General features: G+C 69.0%; 18 protein-coding genes. 7 read left to right on the top strand and 11 right to left on the bottom strand.

Annotated features, from left to right (window positions below; translation table 11 throughout):
- Positions 1-102: 102 nt before the first annotated feature.
- The gene (locus ABEU20_RS22735) at positions 103-1,521 is read left to right on the top strand and encodes a bifunctional phosphatase PAP2/diacylglycerol kinase family protein (protein ID WP_420166772.1); all 1,419 of its coding nucleotides are present in this window, start codon (positions 103-105) and stop codon (positions 1,519-1,521) included.
- Here the strand turns inward: ABEU20_RS22735 and prcA are convergent.
- The 5 genes from prcA to ABEU20_RS22710 all read right to left on the bottom strand — a co-directional run bounded on the left by prcA (position 1,518) and on the right by ABEU20_RS22710 (position 5,449).
- Complete coding sequence (gene prcA, locus ABEU20_RS22730; RefSeq protein ID WP_420166643.1) at positions 1,518-2,312, bottom strand: proteasome subunit alpha; 795 nt, start codon at positions 2,310-2,312, stop codon at positions 1,518-1,520. The genes ABEU20_RS22735 and prcA overlap by 4 nt on opposite strands.
- Positions 2,309-3,064 (bottom strand): proteasome subunit beta, encoded by a 756-nt coding sequence (gene prcB / locus ABEU20_RS22725; RefSeq protein ID WP_420166771.1) that lies wholly within the window; start codon positions 3,062-3,064, stop codon positions 2,309-2,311. The genes prcA and prcB overlap by 4 nt, the downstream gene beginning before the upstream one ends.
- Before the next feature lie 116 nt (positions 3,065-3,180).
- Complete coding sequence (locus tag ABEU20_RS22720) at positions 3,181-3,375, bottom strand: ubiquitin-like protein Pup (RefSeq protein ID WP_005513229.1); 195 nt, start codon at positions 3,373-3,375, stop codon at positions 3,181-3,183.
- Positions 3,376-3,506: 131 nt separating this feature from the next.
- Positions 3,507-5,006 carry a depupylase/deamidase Dop gene (dop, locus tag ABEU20_RS22715; RefSeq protein WP_420166642.1) on the bottom strand — a complete coding sequence of 500 codons (1,500 nt, stop codon included), beginning with the start codon at positions 5,004-5,006 and terminating at the stop codon, positions 3,507-3,509.
- Positions 5,007-5,062: 56 nt separating this feature from the next.
- The gene (locus ABEU20_RS22710; protein WP_420166641.1) at positions 5,063-5,449 is read right to left on the bottom strand and encodes a nitroreductase family deazaflavin-dependent oxidoreductase; all 387 of its coding nucleotides are present in this window, start codon (positions 5,447-5,449) and stop codon (positions 5,063-5,065) included.
- Positions 5,450-5,569: 120 nt separating this feature from the next.
- Between ABEU20_RS22710 and ABEU20_RS22705 the strand changes: the two genes are divergently transcribed.
- Genes ABEU20_RS22705 through ABEU20_RS22695 form a run of 3 tightly spaced genes read left to right on the top strand, consistent with a single transcriptional unit; the run spans position 5,570 to position 7,776 of the window.
- Positions 5,570-6,226 carry a HEAT repeat domain-containing protein gene (locus ABEU20_RS22705; RefSeq protein WP_420166640.1) on the top strand — a complete coding sequence of 219 codons (657 nt, stop codon included), beginning with the start codon at positions 5,570-5,572 and terminating at the stop codon, positions 6,224-6,226.
- 15 nt (positions 6,227-6,241) lie between these two features.
- A complete protein-coding gene (locus ABEU20_RS22700) occupies positions 6,242-7,279 on the top strand; it encodes a MerR family transcriptional regulator (RefSeq protein ID WP_420166639.1) in 1,038 nt (345 codons plus the stop codon).
- Positions 7,279-7,776, top strand: a complete 498-nt coding sequence (locus ABEU20_RS22695) for an NUDIX hydrolase (protein WP_420166638.1) — start codon at positions 7,279-7,281, stop codon at positions 7,774-7,776. The genes ABEU20_RS22700 and ABEU20_RS22695 overlap by 1 nt, the downstream gene beginning before the upstream one ends.
- An 8-nt stretch (positions 7,777-7,784) precedes the next feature.
- Here the strand turns inward: ABEU20_RS22695 and arc are convergent, their stop codons facing one another.
- Complete coding sequence (arc, locus tag ABEU20_RS22690) at positions 7,785-9,548, bottom strand: proteasome ATPase (protein ID WP_420166637.1); 1,764 nt, start codon at positions 9,546-9,548, stop codon at positions 7,785-7,787.
- A gap of 200 nt (positions 9,549-9,748) precedes the next feature.
- Between arc and ABEU20_RS22685 the strand changes: the two genes are divergently transcribed.
- Positions 9,749-10,234: a nuclear transport factor 2 family protein gene (locus tag ABEU20_RS22685; RefSeq protein ID WP_420166636.1), complete on the top strand. Its 486-nt coding sequence runs from the start codon at positions 9,749-9,751 to the stop codon at positions 10,232-10,234.
- A gap of 69 nt (positions 10,235-10,303) precedes the next feature.
- Here ABEU20_RS22685 and ABEU20_RS22680 read toward each other — a convergent pair whose 3' ends face one another.
- A complete protein-coding gene (locus ABEU20_RS22680) occupies positions 10,304-11,155 on the bottom strand; it encodes a tRNA (adenine-N1)-methyltransferase (protein ID WP_420166635.1) in 852 nt (283 codons plus the stop codon).
- 85 nt (positions 11,156-11,240) lie between these two features.
- Here ABEU20_RS22680 and ABEU20_RS22675 point away from each other — a divergent pair, with 85 nt between their 5' ends.
- Together ABEU20_RS22675 and ABEU20_RS22670 are read left to right on the top strand one after the other, a co-directional pair.
- The gene (locus ABEU20_RS22675) at positions 11,241-12,128 is read left to right on the top strand and encodes a RecB family exonuclease (protein WP_420166770.1); all 888 of its coding nucleotides are present in this window, start codon (positions 11,241-11,243) and stop codon (positions 12,126-12,128) included.
- Positions 12,125-12,934, top strand: coding sequence for a thioesterase family protein (locus tag ABEU20_RS22670; protein WP_420166634.1), 810 nt, complete (start codon positions 12,125-12,127; stop codon positions 12,932-12,934). The genes ABEU20_RS22675 and ABEU20_RS22670 overlap by 4 nt, the downstream gene beginning before the upstream one ends.
- Positions 12,935-13,004: 70 nt before the next feature.
- Here ABEU20_RS22670 and hisG read toward each other — a convergent pair whose 3' ends face one another.
- From hisG to trhO, 4 genes are all read right to left on the bottom strand, one after another.
- Complete coding sequence (gene hisG / locus ABEU20_RS22665; protein WP_420166633.1) at positions 13,005-13,856, bottom strand: ATP phosphoribosyltransferase; 852 nt, start codon at positions 13,854-13,856, stop codon at positions 13,005-13,007.
- Between the two features lie 64 nt (positions 13,857-13,920).
- On the bottom strand, positions 13,921-14,202 hold the full coding sequence (locus tag ABEU20_RS22660) for a phosphoribosyl-ATP diphosphatase (protein ID WP_456300337.1): 282 nt from the start codon (positions 14,200-14,202) through the stop codon (positions 13,921-13,923).
- Between the two features lie 21 nt (positions 14,203-14,223).
- Complete coding sequence (locus tag ABEU20_RS22655) at positions 14,224-15,111, bottom strand: pseudouridine synthase (RefSeq protein ID WP_420166631.1); 888 nt, start codon at positions 15,109-15,111, stop codon at positions 14,224-14,226.
- Between the two features lie 10 nt (positions 15,112-15,121).
- The gene (gene trhO, locus ABEU20_RS22650; protein WP_420166630.1) at positions 15,122-15,973 is read right to left on the bottom strand and encodes an oxygen-dependent tRNA uridine(34) hydroxylase TrhO; all 852 of its coding nucleotides are present in this window, start codon (positions 15,971-15,973) and stop codon (positions 15,122-15,124) included.
- Position 15,974: the final 1 nt, after the last annotated feature.

The following is a 15,974-nucleotide window of genomic DNA, read 5'->3' as shown; positions in this document are numbered from 1 at the left end:
CGCCGAGCCAGTTTGCCTTGCCGTTCGCGAACAGCCTCGCGGCCCTAGGGTGGGAACGTGGCCGAAGTGAGATGTTTCCCCGAACGTACCGACCGGATACTCATGCGCCTGAGTACCGAGCTGCCGCCCTCGCGACTCGATGGTGGTCTGCGCGCGCTGAGCAACGCCGCGAACCACAGCGTCCTCTGGATGGGTGTCGCGGCGGGCATGGGTCTGGCCGGCGGCCGCGCCCGACGCGCCGCGGTTCGCGGCGTCCTGGCGGTGGCCGGTGCGAGCGCGTTGTCGAACGCGGCCCTCAAACCGGTCTTCCCACGCCGGAGGCCGCCCGCCGGAACGCCGGAGTTCTCCCTGCGACGTGGGCTGCCCGCGCCACGCTCGTCGTCGTTCCCGTCCGGGCATTCCGCGTCCGCCGCGGCGTTCGCCACCGGAGTGGCGCTGGAGTACCCCGCTGCCGGCGTCGCCCTCGTGCCCCTCGCCGCCGCGGTCGCGTACTCGCGGGTGCACACAGGTGTGCACTGGCCGTCCGACATCGCAGTGGGCGTGGGCGTCGGTGCTGCCGTCGCCGTCGCGACGCGGCGATGGTGGGCGGTGCGGAACGAGGAACCCGCGACGCTGGGCCCCGATCGCACGACCCAGGCGCTCGTCGAGGGCGACGGGATGATCGTGTTCGTCAATCCCGGTTCGGGCAGCGACGACGACGCCGTCCGCACCGAGGTCGAGGACAATCTCCCCAAGGCGCGGATCGTCGAGTTCGACGGCGACCGGGACTTCGGCGCCCAGATCGACGAGATCGTGGCCGCGCAGTCACCCAAGGCGCTCGGCGTGTGCGGAGGCGACGGCACGGTCGTGACCGTCGCGGACGCCGCCGTCCGGCACGACCTTCCGCTCGCGGTCTTCCCCGGTGGCACGCTCAACCACTTCGCGCGTGACGCCGGCGTAGGCGACGTCGCATCAACCGCCTCGGCGATCGCGGACGGCAGCGCCGAATTGGTCGATCTCGGACGCATCCGAGTCGACGGCGGTGAGGAGGCGACCTTCGTGAACACCGCGAGCCTGGGCGGCTATCCCGACTCCGTGCGCCTGCGCGAACGCTGGCAGCCCCGGCTCGGGAAATGGCCCGCGGCGGCCCTCGCGATGGCGCGGGTGCTGAAGTCCGCACAGCCGCTGAAGGTCACGATCGACGGAGCCGAGCACGCCATCTGGATGCTGTTCGTCGGAAATGGCCGCTACTCCCCGTCCGACCAGGTACCGATGTCGCGACCGGAAATCCACCGCGGCACCCTCGATGTGCGGTATCTGCTCGCCGACCACCGGTTCTCCCGGCTACGGCTGGTGGGGGCGGCCCTCACCGGAACCCTCGGAACCTCACCGACCTACGTGCACAGCAATGCCTCGTCGGTGGCGGTCGAGATCGACGGCCCCCCAGTCGCGTTGGCGACCGACGGCGAGGTTGTCGCCGACGGCCGCCGTTTCGAGTTCCGCAGTGAACCCCAGCGCGTGGTGCTCTACCGGCAGCTCTAGTCGGATCCGGCGGTGTCCCCGGTCTCGGGGGTGCCGCCGGCCTCGCCGCCGTCCTTCACGTCGGGCTTGGGAGTGCTCGGCGCCGGCAGCAACGGCTCGAGTGCCGCACCGGCGATCCGTCGGAAGGCACGCCGCGGCCGGGACTGATCGAGCACCGCCACCTCGAGGCCCGACACTCCGAGAGCGGGCCGTTCGGAATCACCGTTCCCCGACGGGGTTCCGTCGCGGAGCGCGGTCACCGCGACGGCCACCGCCTCGGTGAGGTCCATGCCCGGACGGTACGACTCGCGCAGCGCCGTCGCGATCGGCTCGGTGGTGCCGCCCATCACGACGAACTGCTGCTCGTCGACGATGGAACCGTCGTACGTGATCCGGTACAGCTGCGCCTGGGGCGGCGCGCCGTGGGGACCCACCTCCGCGACGCAGATCTCCACCTCGTATGGCTTGGGCTGCTCCGTGAAGATGGTCCCCAGCGTCTGGGCGTAGCCGTTGGCGAGGGAACGGCCGGTGACGTCGCGGCGGTCGTACGAGTAGCCGCGCATGTCCGCGTGCACGATGCCCGCGCGGCGCAGGTTCTCGAACTCGTTGTACTTGCCGACCGCGGCGAACCCCAGGCGGTCATACAGCTCGCTCACCTTGTGCAGCGCCGTGGACGGATTCTCCGCCACGAACAGGACACCGTCGGCGAACGTGAGCACGATGACGCTGCGGCCGCGCGCGATTCCCTTGCGCGCCAGCTCCGAGCGATCGCGCATGATCTGCTCGGCGGAGGCGTAATACGGCAGTGTCATCGCGGGGTGCGTCCTTCCTCTGTGCGGTCGGCGACGACCGCGCGAGCCAGCTCGGCGGTCCGATCCGCCGGTACGCTCACCGCGCCCGCCGACGTGATCGACACCGCCGTCGGGTAGATCGACCGCACGAGGTCCGGTCCGCCGGTGGCGGAGTCGTCGTCGGCCGCGTCGTACAGCGCCTCGATCGCCATCCGCAACGCCGAGTCCTCGTCGACGCCTTCGCGATACAGCTTCTTGAGCGAGGACTTCGCGAACAGCGATCCGGACCCGACCGCGTGGTAGCCGGCCCGCTCCTCGTACCGTCCACCGACGACGTCGTACGACACGATGCGGCCCGCGCGTTCGGGATCGGCCGCGTCCAGATCGAAGCCGACGAGCAGCGGCACGACCGCGAGTCCCTGCATCGCGGCACCGAGATTGCCTCGCACCATGGAAGACAACCTGTTGGCCTTGCCGTCGAACGTGAGCTGGACGCCCTCGATCTTCTCGTAGTGCTCGAGCTCGACGGCGAACAGCCGCACCAGTTCGATCGCCACACCGGCGGTGCCGGCGATTCCCGCCGCCGAATAGTCGTCGGTGACGAACACCTTCTCGACGTCACGGCTGGCGATCAGGTTGCCCATCGTCGCGCGCCGGTCGCCGGCGATGACCACACCGCCGGCGAACGTCAACGCGACGATGGTGGTGCCGTGCGGCGCCACATCGCCTTCCGCACCGTTGCGACTCATGTCGATTCGATTACCGGGCAGCATCTCGGGCGCGTGGAGGCGCAGATGCTCGGTGAAGGAGGACAGGTTCGAGGCGAGCCCCGCTCCGAGTCCTGCACCGAGGCCGCCTGCAGTCGACGACGCCCCTGCACGACCGCTCGTCACTGGCCGCCCTTCTGGACGTATGCACGCACGAAGTCCTCGGCGTTCTCCTCGAGGACGTCGTCGATCTCGTCGAGCAGATCGTCGGTGTCCTCCGCGAGCTTCTCGCGCCGTTCCTGCCCGGCTGCGCCCTCGCCGATCGGGGCATCGTCGTCGTCGCCGCCACCGGCGCGTTTGGTCTGCTCCTGGGCCATAGCCACCGACCTCCTCTTCACCGCGGCGCCGCCGGAGCAATCCTCCGGCGAGCCGTCCTGCTCGGACCCTAACCCTACCGACCGACAGTGACCGCGGGGCCGCAAGCGCGCGGCGCGATTTGCCGGTGTGATCAGTTCGTAAGCTGCTCCACCAGCTCAGCGGCCGAATCCACCGAGTCGAGCAGCTTCCCGACGTGTGCGCGGCTGCCCCGGAGCGGCTCGAGCGTCGGGATCCGAACGAGCGACTCGCCGCCGAGATCGAAGATCACCGAGTCCCAGCTGGCGGCGGCGATGTCGGCGCCGAAACGCCGCAGGCACTCGCCCCGGAAGAACGCCCGGGTATCGGTCGGCGGATTGTGGACGGCGTCGAGCACCTGCTGTTCCGAGACCAGCCGCTTCATGGATCCCCGTGCGACGAGCCGGTTGTACAGGCCCTTGTCGAGCCTCACGTCGGAGTACTGCAAATCGATCATGTGCAGTCGCGGAGCAGACCACGCGAGCCCCTCGCGATGCCGGAAGCCCTCGAGCAGACGCAGTTTCGCAGGCCAGTCCAGCAGGTGCGCACACTCCATCGGGTCACGTTCGAGCAGGTCCAGCACCATCGCCCACTTGTCGATGATGTCGGCCACCCGCAGATCGTCGTTGCCCTCGCGCTCGACGAACTTGGCGACGCGATCGAGGTAGATGCGCTGCAGCGCAAGACCGGTCAGCTCGCGTCCGTCCGCGAGCGCGACGGTGGCCCGCAATGTCGGGTCGTGGCTGATGTGGTGGACCGCGGTGACCGGACGCGCGAGCTGCAGATCGGTCAGGTCGACTCCGGCCTCGATGAGGTCGAGGACCAGCGCCGTCGTACCGACCTTGAGGTACGTCGACATCTCCGCCAGATTGGCGTCGCCGATGATGACGTGCAGCCGGCGATACTTGTCGGCGTCCGCGTGCGGCTCGTCGCGGGTGTTGATGATGCCCCGCTTGAGCGTCGTCTCGAGCCCGACCTCCACCTCGATGTAGTCGGCGCGCTGCGACAGCTGGAATCCGGCCTCGTCCCCGGACTGGCCGATGCCGACGCGGCCCGAGCCGCAGATCACCTGCCGGGACGCGAAGAACGGGGAAAGTCCCGTGATCACCGCGGAGAACGGTGTCTCGCGGGACATCAGGTAGTTCTCGTGCGTGCCGTACGACGCACCCTTGCCGTCGACGTTGTTCTTGTACAGCTGCAGGCGCGGCGCCCCGGGGACGCTGGAGGCGTGCCGGGCGGCAGCCTCCATCACCCGCTCCCCCGCCTTGTCCCAGATGACCGCGTCGAGCGGATCGGTGACCTCCGGCGCCGAGTACTCGGGGTGCGCGTGATCGACGTACAGACGCGCACCGTTGGTGAGGATCATGTTGGCAGCACCGACCTCGTCCGCGTCGATCACCGGCGCCGGCCCGTTGAGCCGACCGAGGTCGAATCCACGCGCGTCCCGCAGCGGCGACTCGACCTCGTAGTCCCATCGGGTGCGCTTGGCGCGCGGTACCCCTGCGGCCGCCGCGTAGGCCAGGACCGCCTGGGTGGAGGTCAGAATCGGGTTCGCCGAAGGCTCGCTGGGCGAGGAGATGCCGTACTCGACCTCGATGCCGATGATCCGCTGCATGGCACGAGCCTAGATCGTTCCGCGCGCCCACATCGGAACGACGGCGGTGAAGGTTCTCAACGAGGTTCGTCGATCCGGCACTGCAGGTACGTGTCCGCACCGATTCTGCGCAACACCGCTCCCACCGGTCCGGGCGCCCACCGGGCGGATCGATCGTGCTCGAGGCGCGGTTCGACCAGGTGCACGGTTCGACCACGAACGGTGACGTCACACTCCCTCGCCGCGAGGACGTTGCGCGCCCAGTCGCTGCCGGTGCCGTAGGTCAGGGCGAAGCGGTAGCCGTTTCCGATCCGAAACGCGTTGACCGGAGTCGTGTACTGCCGACCGGAGCGTCGACCGCGGTGGTGCACGAGCGCGAATCCGGGAAGATGTCCGGCGACGCGCACGACGACCCGGTTGAGTCCCACCCGATTGGCCCGCGCGAGTGAACGTGGAAGGGGCACAGCGTCACCACCTCTCGTTCAGCACATCGTATCCGCCTCCCTGCAGCACCTCCCGGACTTCGCCACTTGACCCTGACACAGTGACAAGGGCTCGAATGGTCGACGAAGGAGGTGGTTGTCGTGAACACCACGAACCACGGTGGGCCCCTTGCCCGCCTCGTCGCCGCCCTGGCCGCCCCCGAACCGTCGGACCGGCTGCGGGCGGCGCTCGCCATCGGCACCGACGGCGACCCGAGCACCGCGGAGTCCCTGATCTCGCGATGTGCCGTCGAGCCGGATTTCTTCGTCCGCGACATGCTGACCTGGGCCTTGTGCCGTCTCCCGGCCGACGCGACGGTGCCGCTGCTGGTCGACGAGCTCGACGCCGCCGCTGCGCAGGCGCGCAGTCAGGCGCTGCACACACTGTCGAAGATCGGAGACCGGCGTGCGTGGCCCGCAGTGCGGGACCTCCTGCACGACGGGCACGACGACGTGGCGCGCAGCGCGTGGCGGGCCGCGGTCGCGGTGGTGCCGCCCGGCGGCGAGCCCGATCTCGCCGCGGATCTCGCGATCGAGCTCGGGCGTGGTGACCGGGACCGGCAGCTCAGTCTGAGCCGCGCGCTCGTCGCGCTCGGTGACGACGCCCTGCCCGCGCTCGACGTCGCGGCCGGCGACCCGGATCCGTACGTTCGGGCGCATGCCGAGGCCACGCAGCGCCTCCACCTCGATCCGGACAGCGGCTTCGCGGTCTCGGTCGAGTTGGCCAGGCGTGTCGCGGCAACCGGTTCGGATACCTAGAGAGGCAGGACGGACATGTTGATCGGTGAGGTCTCCGAGCGTTCGGGTGTCAGTGCCCGCATGCTGCGCCACTACGACGCGTTGGGGCTCGTGACACCCACCGGGCGGACGTCCGGTGGGTACCGGGAGTACTCGCCGGACGATATCCGACGGCTCTTCCACGTCGAGAGCCTGAGGACCCTGGGACTCTCGCTGGAGGACACGAAGCGGGCGCTGGACGATCCCGGTTTCGCGCCCACCGATCTAGTGGGAGACCTCATCGGGCACACCCGCCGACGGATTACCGCCGAAGAGGAGTTGCTCGCCAGGCTCGAGCGCGTCGACGCCGCCGCACCGGCACAGTGGGACGACGTACTGCGGATCGTCGGCCTGCTGCACGCCCTCGAATCCGAGTCTGCGGGCCGCCGTCAACAAGCAGTCCTGGCACACGACGACGACACCCCGTTGCCCGTCGAAGCACTGGTGGCGGCAGTCCTGACGGAGGACGACCTCAACGTGGCGGGCGCGCTGCAGTGGTCCCTGGCGCGGGCAGCGGGGCGCGCATTGGCCGGTCTGGCCGGCGGCCTGGATTCGGATGTCGCCGATATCCGGCGCCGCGCGGTGTCGGCAATCGCTGCGGTCCCCGACGCGGAGGCGACAGTCCTGTTGCGACGAGCCCTCGCCGACTCCGACGACACTGTCCGTGACCGTGCTGCCCTCGCACTCGGATCCCGCGGAAGCGCCGACCCGATGCCCGTCCTCCTCGACATGATCGTCGAGGGGCGACGCGACGTCGAGGCCGCGGAGGTCCTGGGTCTGCTGGCCGAGGCGTCGACCCCGACCGAGGCGGTCGTCGCGGCCGTTCAGGATCGGCTCGACGACGCGACCGACACGGCCTCACGGTTGCGGATCACGCAGGCGCTGGCCGAGATTCCCGGCTCGGAGGCACGGGACGCCCTGGCCCGGCTGGCCCACGACGGCGACCGCACGATCGCGGCGACCGCAGCCGCGATCATCGACCTCCAGGATCGCGGGCGGATCCGACGCAGACAGTCACCGACTCGGGCGACGTGATGGTCGCGGTCTACGACGCGCAGGGTGAACCGATCGGTACGGCACCCCGGTCACGGGTGTACGCGGAGGGGCTGTGGCATGCCAGCGCGGGTGTGCTGCTGCGCTCGCTCGACGGCACCCGCATCTACGTCCACCGCCGGACGCCTCAGAAGGCGGTGTTCGGCGGCATGCACGACTGCCTCGCGGGCGGAGTCGTGGATCCGGGCGAGACGCCGGAGCAGACCGCGCGCCGCGAACTGGCGGAGGAACTGGGTGTCACCGGTGTCGACCTGACCCCGATCTCGCGGATCTCGTGGGACGGCACCTGGCACGGCGAGCCGCTGCGCTGCCACCTGTACGCATTCGAGGCCCACTACGACGGGCCGATCCACCACCAGCCCAGCGAGATCACCGACGGCTGGTGGTGGACCGAAGACGAACTCCGAACACACCTGCAGGACCCGGGGTGGCCGTTCGTTCCGGACACCCGGGTCCTGCTGGCGGACTACTTCGACTGACGCTTCCCTTACAGGTACTGGCCGGTGTTCGACTCGGTGTCGATCGCGCGGCTCGCACTCGCGTTCTTCCCGGTGACCAGCGTGCGGATGTAGACGATCCGCTCGCCCTTCTTGCCCGAGATCCGGGCCCAGTCGTCCGGGTTGGTGGTGTTGGGCAGGTCCTCGTTCTCTGAGAATTCGTCGACGATCGAATCGAAGACGTGCTGCACCCGCAGGCCCGGCGACCCGGTCTCGAGGACGGCCTTGATGGCGTACTTCTTGGACCGGTCCACGATGTTCTGGATCATGGCGCCGGAGTTGAAGTCCTTGAAGAACAGGACCTCCTTGTCACCGTTGGCGTAGGTGACCTCCAGGAACCGGTTGTCGTCGCTCTCGGCGTACATCCGGTCCACGACTCGCTCGATCATCGCCTTGACGCACGCCGCCCGGTCGCCGTTGAACTCGGCCAGGTCGTCGGCGTGCAGGGGCAACGTCTCGGTGAGGTACTTCGAGAAGATGTCCTGCGCGGACTCCGCGTCCGGGCGTTCGATCTTGATCTTCACGTCGAGACGCCCGGGACGCAGGATCGCCGGGTCGATCATGTCCTCACGGTTGGACGCGCCGATCACGATGACGTTCTCGAGTCCCTCGACGCCGTCGATCTCACTGAGCAGCTGCGGGACCACGGTCGTCTCGACGTCGGACGAGACACCCGACCCGCGAGTACGGAAGATCGAGTCCATCTCGTCGAAGAACACGATCACCGGGGTGCCCTCGGACGCCTTCTCCCTGGCCCGCTGGAAGATCATCCGGATGTGCCGCTCGGTCTCGCCGACGAACTTGTTGAGCAGCTCGGGGCCCTTGATGTTGAGGAAGTAGGACTTGGCCTCCTTGCTGTCCTCTCCACGAGCCTCCGCGATCTTCTTGGCCAGCGAGTTCGCGACCGCCTTGGCGATGAGGGTCTTGCCACAGCCCGGCGGACCGTAGAGCAGCACGCCCTTGGGCGGGCGCAGCGCGTACTCGTGGAACAGATCCTTGTGAAGGAACGGCAACTCGACCGCGTCGCGGATCTGTTCGATCTGCCGGCCGAGGCCACCGATGTCGTGGTACCCGACGTCCGGGACCTCCTCGAGCACCAGGTCCTCGACCTCGGCCTTCGGGATGCGCTCGAACGCGTAGCCGGCCTTCGTGTCGACCAGGAGCGAATCGCCGGGCCGCAGCCGACGCGACGGGGAGTCCGGATCCTTGACGTCGTCCTCCTCGGCGATCGCCGCGAGCGGGGAAGCGAGCCACACGACCCGTTCCTCGTCGGCATGCCCCACCACGAGAGCCCGCTGCCCGTCGTCGAGAACCTCACGGAGAGCGCAGATCTCACCGACGCCCTCGAATCTCGTCGCCTCGACGATCGTGAGCGCCTCGTTGAGGCGGACCGTCTGCCCCATCAGAAGCGTGTCGGTCTCCACGTTGGGCGAGCACGTCAGGCGCATCTTGCGTCCCGACGTGAACACGTCGACGGTCTGGTCCTCGTGGACGCCGAGCAGGACGCCGTACCCACTGGGCGGCTGGCCGAGGCGGTCGACCTCCTCCCGGAGGGCGATGAGCTGCTGCCGGGCCTCTTTGAGGGTGTCCATCAATTTGCCGTTGCGGACGGTGAGCGAGTCCACTCGGGATTCGAATTCGCGCAACTGCTCGGGGGATTCCGCGAGTTGCCTACGGAGCGCCGCTGTCTCTGCCCGCAGCGCGTCGAGTTCACGCGCGGCGGCAACCGGGTCCGGATTCTCTGTCGGGTTCATGTGCAGCTCCTCCCAGTCCGATCCATCAACGCTACCGGCAGCGAGGGCAAAGCGGGGTGTGACACGGGCTCGAACTGATCCGAGACCCAGACGCCGACGAACCGTGACGCCCGCTTCCACCCGGACGACAGATGTTAGCCTTACCTTTCTACCGGCCGGTCGTTCCCGATCGGGCCTCCCGAACCGAAAGGCCTCTCACCGTGTTCATCCGCAAATCCCTCGTCGCCGCCGGCGTGCTGGTTGCCGCCCTCGGAATGACTGCCTGCAGCTCGGACGATTCGTCGGACACGGCAGCGAGCTCCACGACATCGGCCGTCTCGGCCACGACGAGTGCGGCTTCGGAGACCGGCGCGGCGGCGCCCGAGGCGGCGGTTCTGCAGGGTCAGCTGGCCATCTTCTTCGATCCGGCCACCACCACGGAGCAGAAGGCTGCCGTCATCGAGAACGGCACCGCCCGCACGGCCACACTCGAGCAGTTCAACGGTGTCCTCGCCGGCTACCCGCTGACGGCGACGGTCGACGAGGTCGCCGTCGAGGGCGACAACGTCGTCGCGACCACGCAGATCGCCGGCCCGCACGGCGGCGCGCCGGTCCCCGTCACTTTCGTCCAGAAGGACGGCGAGTGGGTGGTCTCCGACGCGAGCACGTGCGAGATCTTCGGCATGGGCCGGCTGAGCTGCTCCTGACCCACGGAACACGAAGGGCCTGTCGCGCTGATTCGCGCGACAGGCCCTTTCCGTCGGTGGAGCGAGCGATCAGCCCTTGCTGGGACGTCGCTGCGGCTTGGGGGTCACGGTGCCCTCGGCGAGGCGTCGGGCGGTGACGAGGAACGCCGTGTGTCCCTGCATTCGGTGTTCCGGACGCACCGCCAGCCCCACGACGTGCCACCCGCGCACCATCGACTCCCAGGACCGGGGCTCGGTCCAGCACTCCTGTTCGCGCATCGCCTCGACGACCTTGGACAGCTGCGTCGTGGTCGCGACGTAGACGACCAGGACGCCGCCGGGGACCAACGCCTTCGACACCGCCGGCAGCACGTCCCACGGCGCCAGCATGTCCAGCACGACGCGGTCGACCTTGCCGTGGACGTCGGCGTCGTACTCGGCGAGGTCGGCGATCGTCAGATCCCAGTTGTCGGGCCGTCCACCGAAGAACGTCTCGACGTTGCGGACCGCGTGCTCGGCATGGTCCTCACGCACCTCGTAGGACGTGACCCGGCCGGTCGGTCCGACGGCGCGCAGCAGCGAGCAGGTCAGCGCGCCCGAGCCGGCGCCGGCCTCGAGCACCCGCGCTCCGGGGAAGACGTCGCCCTCGTGGACGATCTGCGCAGCGTCCTTGGGGTAGATCACCTGCGCGCCGCGCGGCATCGAGAGCACGTAGTCGGTGAGCAGCGGCCGCAGCGCGAGGTACGGAGTCCCGTTGGTGGAGGTGACGACGCTGCCCTCGTCGGTGCCGATCAGGGCGTCGTGCAGGATTCCGCCGCGGTGCGTGTGGAACTCCTTGCCCGGTTCCAGGACCACCGTGTACTTGCGCCCCTTGGCATCGGTGAGTTGGACGCGGTCACCGACCTGAAACGGTCCGCTACGTCCCATTCCGCCTGATGCCATCTCGTGCCCACTCCTGTCGTCGACCGTGCCCGACACCGTGTCGGACCCAGCGCATAGCCTGCCAGGTGTGACGATGACCGTTCCGATGCCCCCTGCCGCCGAGGGCGAAGGCGCCGACCAGGGGCACACGCGCGGACGTGGACGCCGGCTCGCGCTGTCCCCCTCGCGGGCGGGCGATTTCAAGCAGTGCCCGTTGCTGTACCGCTTCCGCGCTATCGATCGACTCCCGGAGAAGTCGTCGAAGGCGCAGCTCAAGGGTACCGTCGTGCATGCGGCACTCGAGGCGCTGTTCGCGTTGCCCGCCGACCACCGGGTGTCCGAGCGGGCCGAGGAACTCGTCGAACCGGCCTGGGATCGGGTGCTGGCCGACTCGCCCGAGCTCGCCGACGTGATCGGCCCCGGCGACCGCGGGCAGTTCCTGGCCGACGCGCGGCGATTGGTCTCGAACTACTACCGACTCGAGGATCCGACGCGCTTCGAACCGGAGTCGTGCGAGATGCGAGTGGAGACCGAACTCGACGACGGGGTGCTGCTGCGCGGCTTCGTCGACCGCATCGACGTCTCCCCCACCGGACTGATCCGTGTCGTCGACTACAAGACGGGCCGGGCCCCGTGGGCGATCAGCGAGTCCAAGGCGCTGTTCCAGATGAAGTTCTACGCTCTCGTCCTGTTCCGCACACGCGGGGTGGTGCCGGCGCGGCTGCAGTTGCTCTACCTCGGGGACGGCCAGATTCTCACCTATGAACCGGACGAGGACGAGCTGGTGCGGTTCGGGCGCACGCTGTCGGCGATCTGGCAGGCGATCACGGAGTCGGGCGCCACGGGTGACTTTCGCCCCAACCCGGGGCGCCTGTGTGACTGGTGCGACCATAAGACGCGTTGCCCGGCCTTCGGTGGAACACCGCCCCCGTATCCCGGCTGGCCGGACGTCCCCTCGGAGGAGAGTTCGGAGTTCGAGGAGATAGTCGAGTGAGCGATCTGGCCTACTACGTACCGCTCGGAAGCGCGGAGGACGGTGTCGAGAGGTTCGCATCCACACCGCTGACCGCCAGTACCTGGGCCGACACGATGCAGCACGGGGCCCCGCCGTCGGCGCTGCTGGTGCGTGCGCTCGAGCGCTGCACCGCCCGGCCCGACACGCGCCTGACCCGCGTCGTCATCGAGATCCTCGGCCCCATCCCGATCAGCGACATCGAGGTGCGCTCGTGGGTCGAGCGCCCGGGCCGGCGCGTCGAGCTGGTGGTTGCCGAGCTGTGGGCCGCGGGCCCCGACGGCACGGCCCGCGCCGTCGCGCGGGGCACCGGGTGGCGCATGGAGACCGTCGACACCGCGGCCGTCGCGCACACCGCCGACGCACCGCTGCGTCCGGTGTCCGAGGGCCACGAGCTCCCGATGGACGGACCGTTCTGGGGTTCCGGCTTCGTCACGAGCCTGGACTGGCGCTGGCTGAAGGAGATCGGCTGCGAAGGTCCCGGCCAGGTGTGGGCCCGCCCCGATCCCGTTCTCGTCGAGGGTGAGTCGCTGAGCCCGGTCCAACGGCTCTTCACGGTCGTCGACGTCTCCAACGGCGTCGGAGCCAAGATCCATCCGAGCGAGTGGACCTTCCTCAACACCGATCTGACGGTGCACCTGTTCCGGGTGCCCGACGGTGAGTGGATCGGACTGTCGTCCGAGACGTCGTACGGCCCGGACGGGGTCGGTATGTGCGCCGGCGTCATCTACGACGAGACCGGCGCCGTGGGCAGGATCAACCAGACGGTCCAGGTTCGGGCCCGCTAGCCCCCGAAGACATCGGCGGCGGTGACTCCCCGAGGGGAATCACCGCCGCCGAAAGCGTTGAGAAGCGTCGTCAGAACGCGCGACAGGACCGGATGTCGGAGGCGAGGATCGCCTTCGCGCCCAGGTCGGCCAGCCGATCCATGACGGCGTTGTGGCCCTTGCGCGGCACCATCGCCCGCACCGCGACCCAGCTCTCGTCGGCGAGCGGCGAGAGGGTGGGCGACTCGAGACCCGGCGTGACCTTGACGGCCTCGTCGAGCGCCGTCTTGGGGCAGTCGTAGTCGAGCATCAGGTACTGCTGCGCGAACACGACACCCTGCACGCGGGCGATCAGCTGATTGCGGGCCTTGTCGGAGCGGTCCGAGCCCTGGCGCTCGATCAGCACGCCCTCCGAGTCGCACAGGGACTCGCCGAACGCGACGAGGTTGTGCTGGCGCAGCGTCCGCCCGGAGCCGACCACGTCGGCGATGGCGTCGGCGACGCCCAACTGGATCGAGATCTCGACGGCGCCGTCGAGACGGATGACGGTGGCCTCGAGGCCGCGGGCGGCGAGGTCCGCACGCACGAGGTTCGGGTACGACGTCGCGATGCGCAGACCGCCGAGGTCCTCGACGTTCCAGTCCTTGCCCGCCGGCGCGGCGTACCGGAACGTGGAACCGCCGAAGCCGAGCGCGAGACGCTCGTCGACGGGTGCGCCGGAGTCGAGCGACAGGTCGCGGCCGGTGATGCCGAGATCCAGCTCGCCGGAGCCGACGTAGATCGCAATGTCCTTGGGGCGCAAGAAGAAGAACTCGACGTTGTTGGTCGGGTCGAGGACGGTCAGGTCACGTGAGTCGGTCCGGCGACGGTAGCCGGCCTCGGTGAGGATCTGACTCGCGGACTCGGAGAGCGATCCCTTGTTGGGTACTGCGACGCGCAGCATGTGGGGTGGTCCTTCCGGGGATGGGTATCAGGAACCCAGGGGTGTCAGTGGCTCGGTGCGGCGATCACAGATGTCGGTACACGTCTTCGAGCTCGAGCCCCTTGCCCACCATCAGAACCTGGACCCAGTACAGAAGCTGAGAGATTTCCTCGGCGAGTGCCTCGTCGGTCTCGTGTTCGGCGGCGATCCAAACCTCGCCGGCCTCCTCGAGCACCTTCTTGCCCTGCGCATGGACACCTGCGTCCAGCGCGGCAACGGTGCCGGATCCCTCGGGGCGGGAGGCGGCGCGCTCGGTCAGCTCGGCGAACAGGGATTCGAAGGTCTTCACGGGTATCGATTGTCTCACGAGGCGACGAGCCGCCCGCACTCAGTACTCCAGGACCCGTCGACTCTCGAACCGCCTGGTCTCGCCGGTGACCGGATCGTCGAATTCGAGGCTCCGCGCGAGTAGCCGCAGCGGGTCGGTGAAGTCGTCGCGATCGCGGCGCCGGAACTGCGGGTAGAAGTTGTCGCCGACGATCGGCGCGCCGAGCGAGTTCAGGTGCAGCCGCAACTGGTGGGTCCGGCCGGTCCTCGGATGCAGCCGGTACCGGGCGAGCTCGCCCCGTCGCTCGACCAACTCGATCCGCGTCTCCGAGTTCGGTTCTCCCGCTTCCTCGTACGCGGTGAGCTCGCCGTGAACCTTCCGGATCCGACTTCGCACGGTCCGTGGGAACTCGACGTCCTCGAGGTACGGCGCGATCGCCTCGTACACCTTGCGCACCCTCCGGCGTTCGAACATCTCCTGATACGACCGGCGCAGGCCGGGGTCGGCCGTGCACAGCAGCACCCCCGCCGTCATCCGGTCCAGGCGGTGCACCGGCACCAGGTCGGGCAGTGCCAGGTCCCGCCGCAGGCGCACGACGACCGTCTCGCGGATGTGCGCCCCGCGCGGAATCGTCGACAGGAAGTGTGGCTTGTCGACGACGACCAGGCCGTCCGCGTGGTGCAGGACGTCGATGGCGAACGGGACCGGAACCTCCGGCGCCGGCTCCCGGTAGAAGTACACGAACCGGGTCAGCTGGTACCGGGTGCCATGGTCGACGATCCGGCCGTGCTCGTCGACCACCTCGCGCGCGGCGATCCGTCCCGCCCAGTCCTCCCCGGGATGGTGCGTCGTCAGGAACTCGACGACGGTCGGTGCCGCCGGTTCGGCGGGCATCCGGATCCGGTCCGGACCGAGTCCGTCCCGAACCGGGAGAGGGGCGCGCGCCATCGTCGGCCGCTCAGGCGTCGGGCACGCAGGACTCGCACACGAGCACCAACTCGCGGCCGCCCGCGTCCGGATAGTTGCGGTACCGCGACGTCCGCGCCTGGCACAGCGTGCACGCGCCGAGGGTCACGGCATTGTCGGTGAACTGCACGTTCATTCGCTTGTCGAACACGTACAGCGCACCGTCCCACAGGCCCTCGTCCCCGTAGGCCTCGCCGTAGCGGACGATGCCGCCGTCGATCTGGTAGACCTCCTCGAACCCGCGGTTGCGCATCAAGACGGACAGCACCTCGCACCGGACACCGCCCGTGCAGTAGGTGACGACGGGCTTGGACTTGAGGTGGTCGTACCGGCCGCTGTCGAGCTCGGACAGGAAGTCCCGGGTCGTGGCGACGTCGGGGACGACCGCATTGCGGAAGCGCCCGATCTCGGCCTCGAACCTGTTTCGACCGTCGAAGAACACGACGTCGTCGCCGCGCCGGTCGACGAGTTCGTGGAGTTCGCCGGGCGACAAGTGGACGCCGCCGGCGATCACACCGTCGGCGTCGACCTTCAGCTCGTCCGGGGCACCGAACGTGACGATCTCCGGACGGACCTTCACCGACAGCCGCGGGAAGTCGTCCCCGGTGCCGTCGGACCACTTGATGTCGGCGTCCTTGAACGGTGCGTACGAACGGGTTCCGCGCACATACCGCTTGACGTCGGCGATATCACCGCCGACGGTGGCGTTGATGCCGTGCTCGGAGATCAGGATCCGGCCGGTGAGGTTGTTCGACGCCGCGAGCGTCTGCTGCCACAGTCGGATCGCCTCGGGGTCGGCGAGCGGCGTGAACCGGTAGAACAGAACGATTTTCGGGGTCGCCACG

The sequence above is a fragment of the Rhodococcus parequi genome, assembly GCF_046042785.1.
GTDB lineage: Bacteria > Actinomycetota > Actinomycetes > Mycobacteriales > Mycobacteriaceae > Prescottella > Prescottella parequi.
Note: the sequence above shows the minus strand (reverse complement) of the source record. Positions and strands in the feature narration are given on the sequence as shown.

Excerpts from the sequence above, each read along its gene's own strand:
- ABEU20_RS22735 (WP_420166772.1), top strand. The coding sequence starts at position 103 with ATGCGCCTGAGTACCGAGCTGCCGCCCTCGCGACTCGATGGTGGTCTG.
- prcA (WP_420166643.1), bottom strand. The coding sequence starts at position 2,312 with ATGACACTGCCGTATTACGCCTCCGCCGAGCAGATCATGCGCGATCGC.
- prcB (WP_420166771.1), bottom strand. The coding sequence starts at position 3,064 with ATGCTGCCCGGTAATCGAATCGACATGAGTCGCAACGGTGCGGAAGGC.
- ABEU20_RS22720 (WP_005513229.1), bottom strand. The coding sequence starts at position 3,375 with ATGGCCCAGGAGCAGACCAAACGCGCCGGTGGCGGCGACGACGACGAT.
- dop (WP_420166642.1), bottom strand. The coding sequence starts at position 5,006 with ATGCAGCGGATCATCGGCATCGAGGTCGAGTACGGCATCTCCTCGCCC.
- ABEU20_RS22700 (WP_420166639.1), top strand. The coding sequence starts at position 6,242 with ATGTTGATCGGTGAGGTCTCCGAGCGTTCGGGTGTCAGTGCCCGCATG.
- ABEU20_RS22695 (WP_420166638.1), top strand. The coding sequence starts at position 7,279 with ATGGTCGCGGTCTACGACGCGCAGGGTGAACCGATCGGTACGGCACCC.
- arc (WP_420166637.1), bottom strand. The coding sequence starts at position 9,548 with ATGAACCCGACAGAGAATCCGGACCCGGTTGCCGCCGCGCGTGAACTC.
- ABEU20_RS22680 (WP_420166635.1), bottom strand. The coding sequence starts at position 11,155 with ATGGCATCAGGCGGAATGGGACGTAGCGGACCGTTTCAGGTCGGTGAC.
- ABEU20_RS22675 (WP_420166770.1), top strand. The coding sequence starts at position 11,241 with ATGCCCCCTGCCGCCGAGGGCGAAGGCGCCGACCAGGGGCACACGCGC.
- hisG (WP_420166633.1), bottom strand. The coding sequence starts at position 13,856 with ATGCTGCGCGTCGCAGTACCCAACAAGGGATCGCTCTCCGAGTCCGCG.
- ABEU20_RS22655 (WP_420166631.1), bottom strand. The coding sequence starts at position 15,111 with ATGGCGCGCGCCCCTCTCCCGGTTCGGGACGGACTCGGTCCGGACCGG.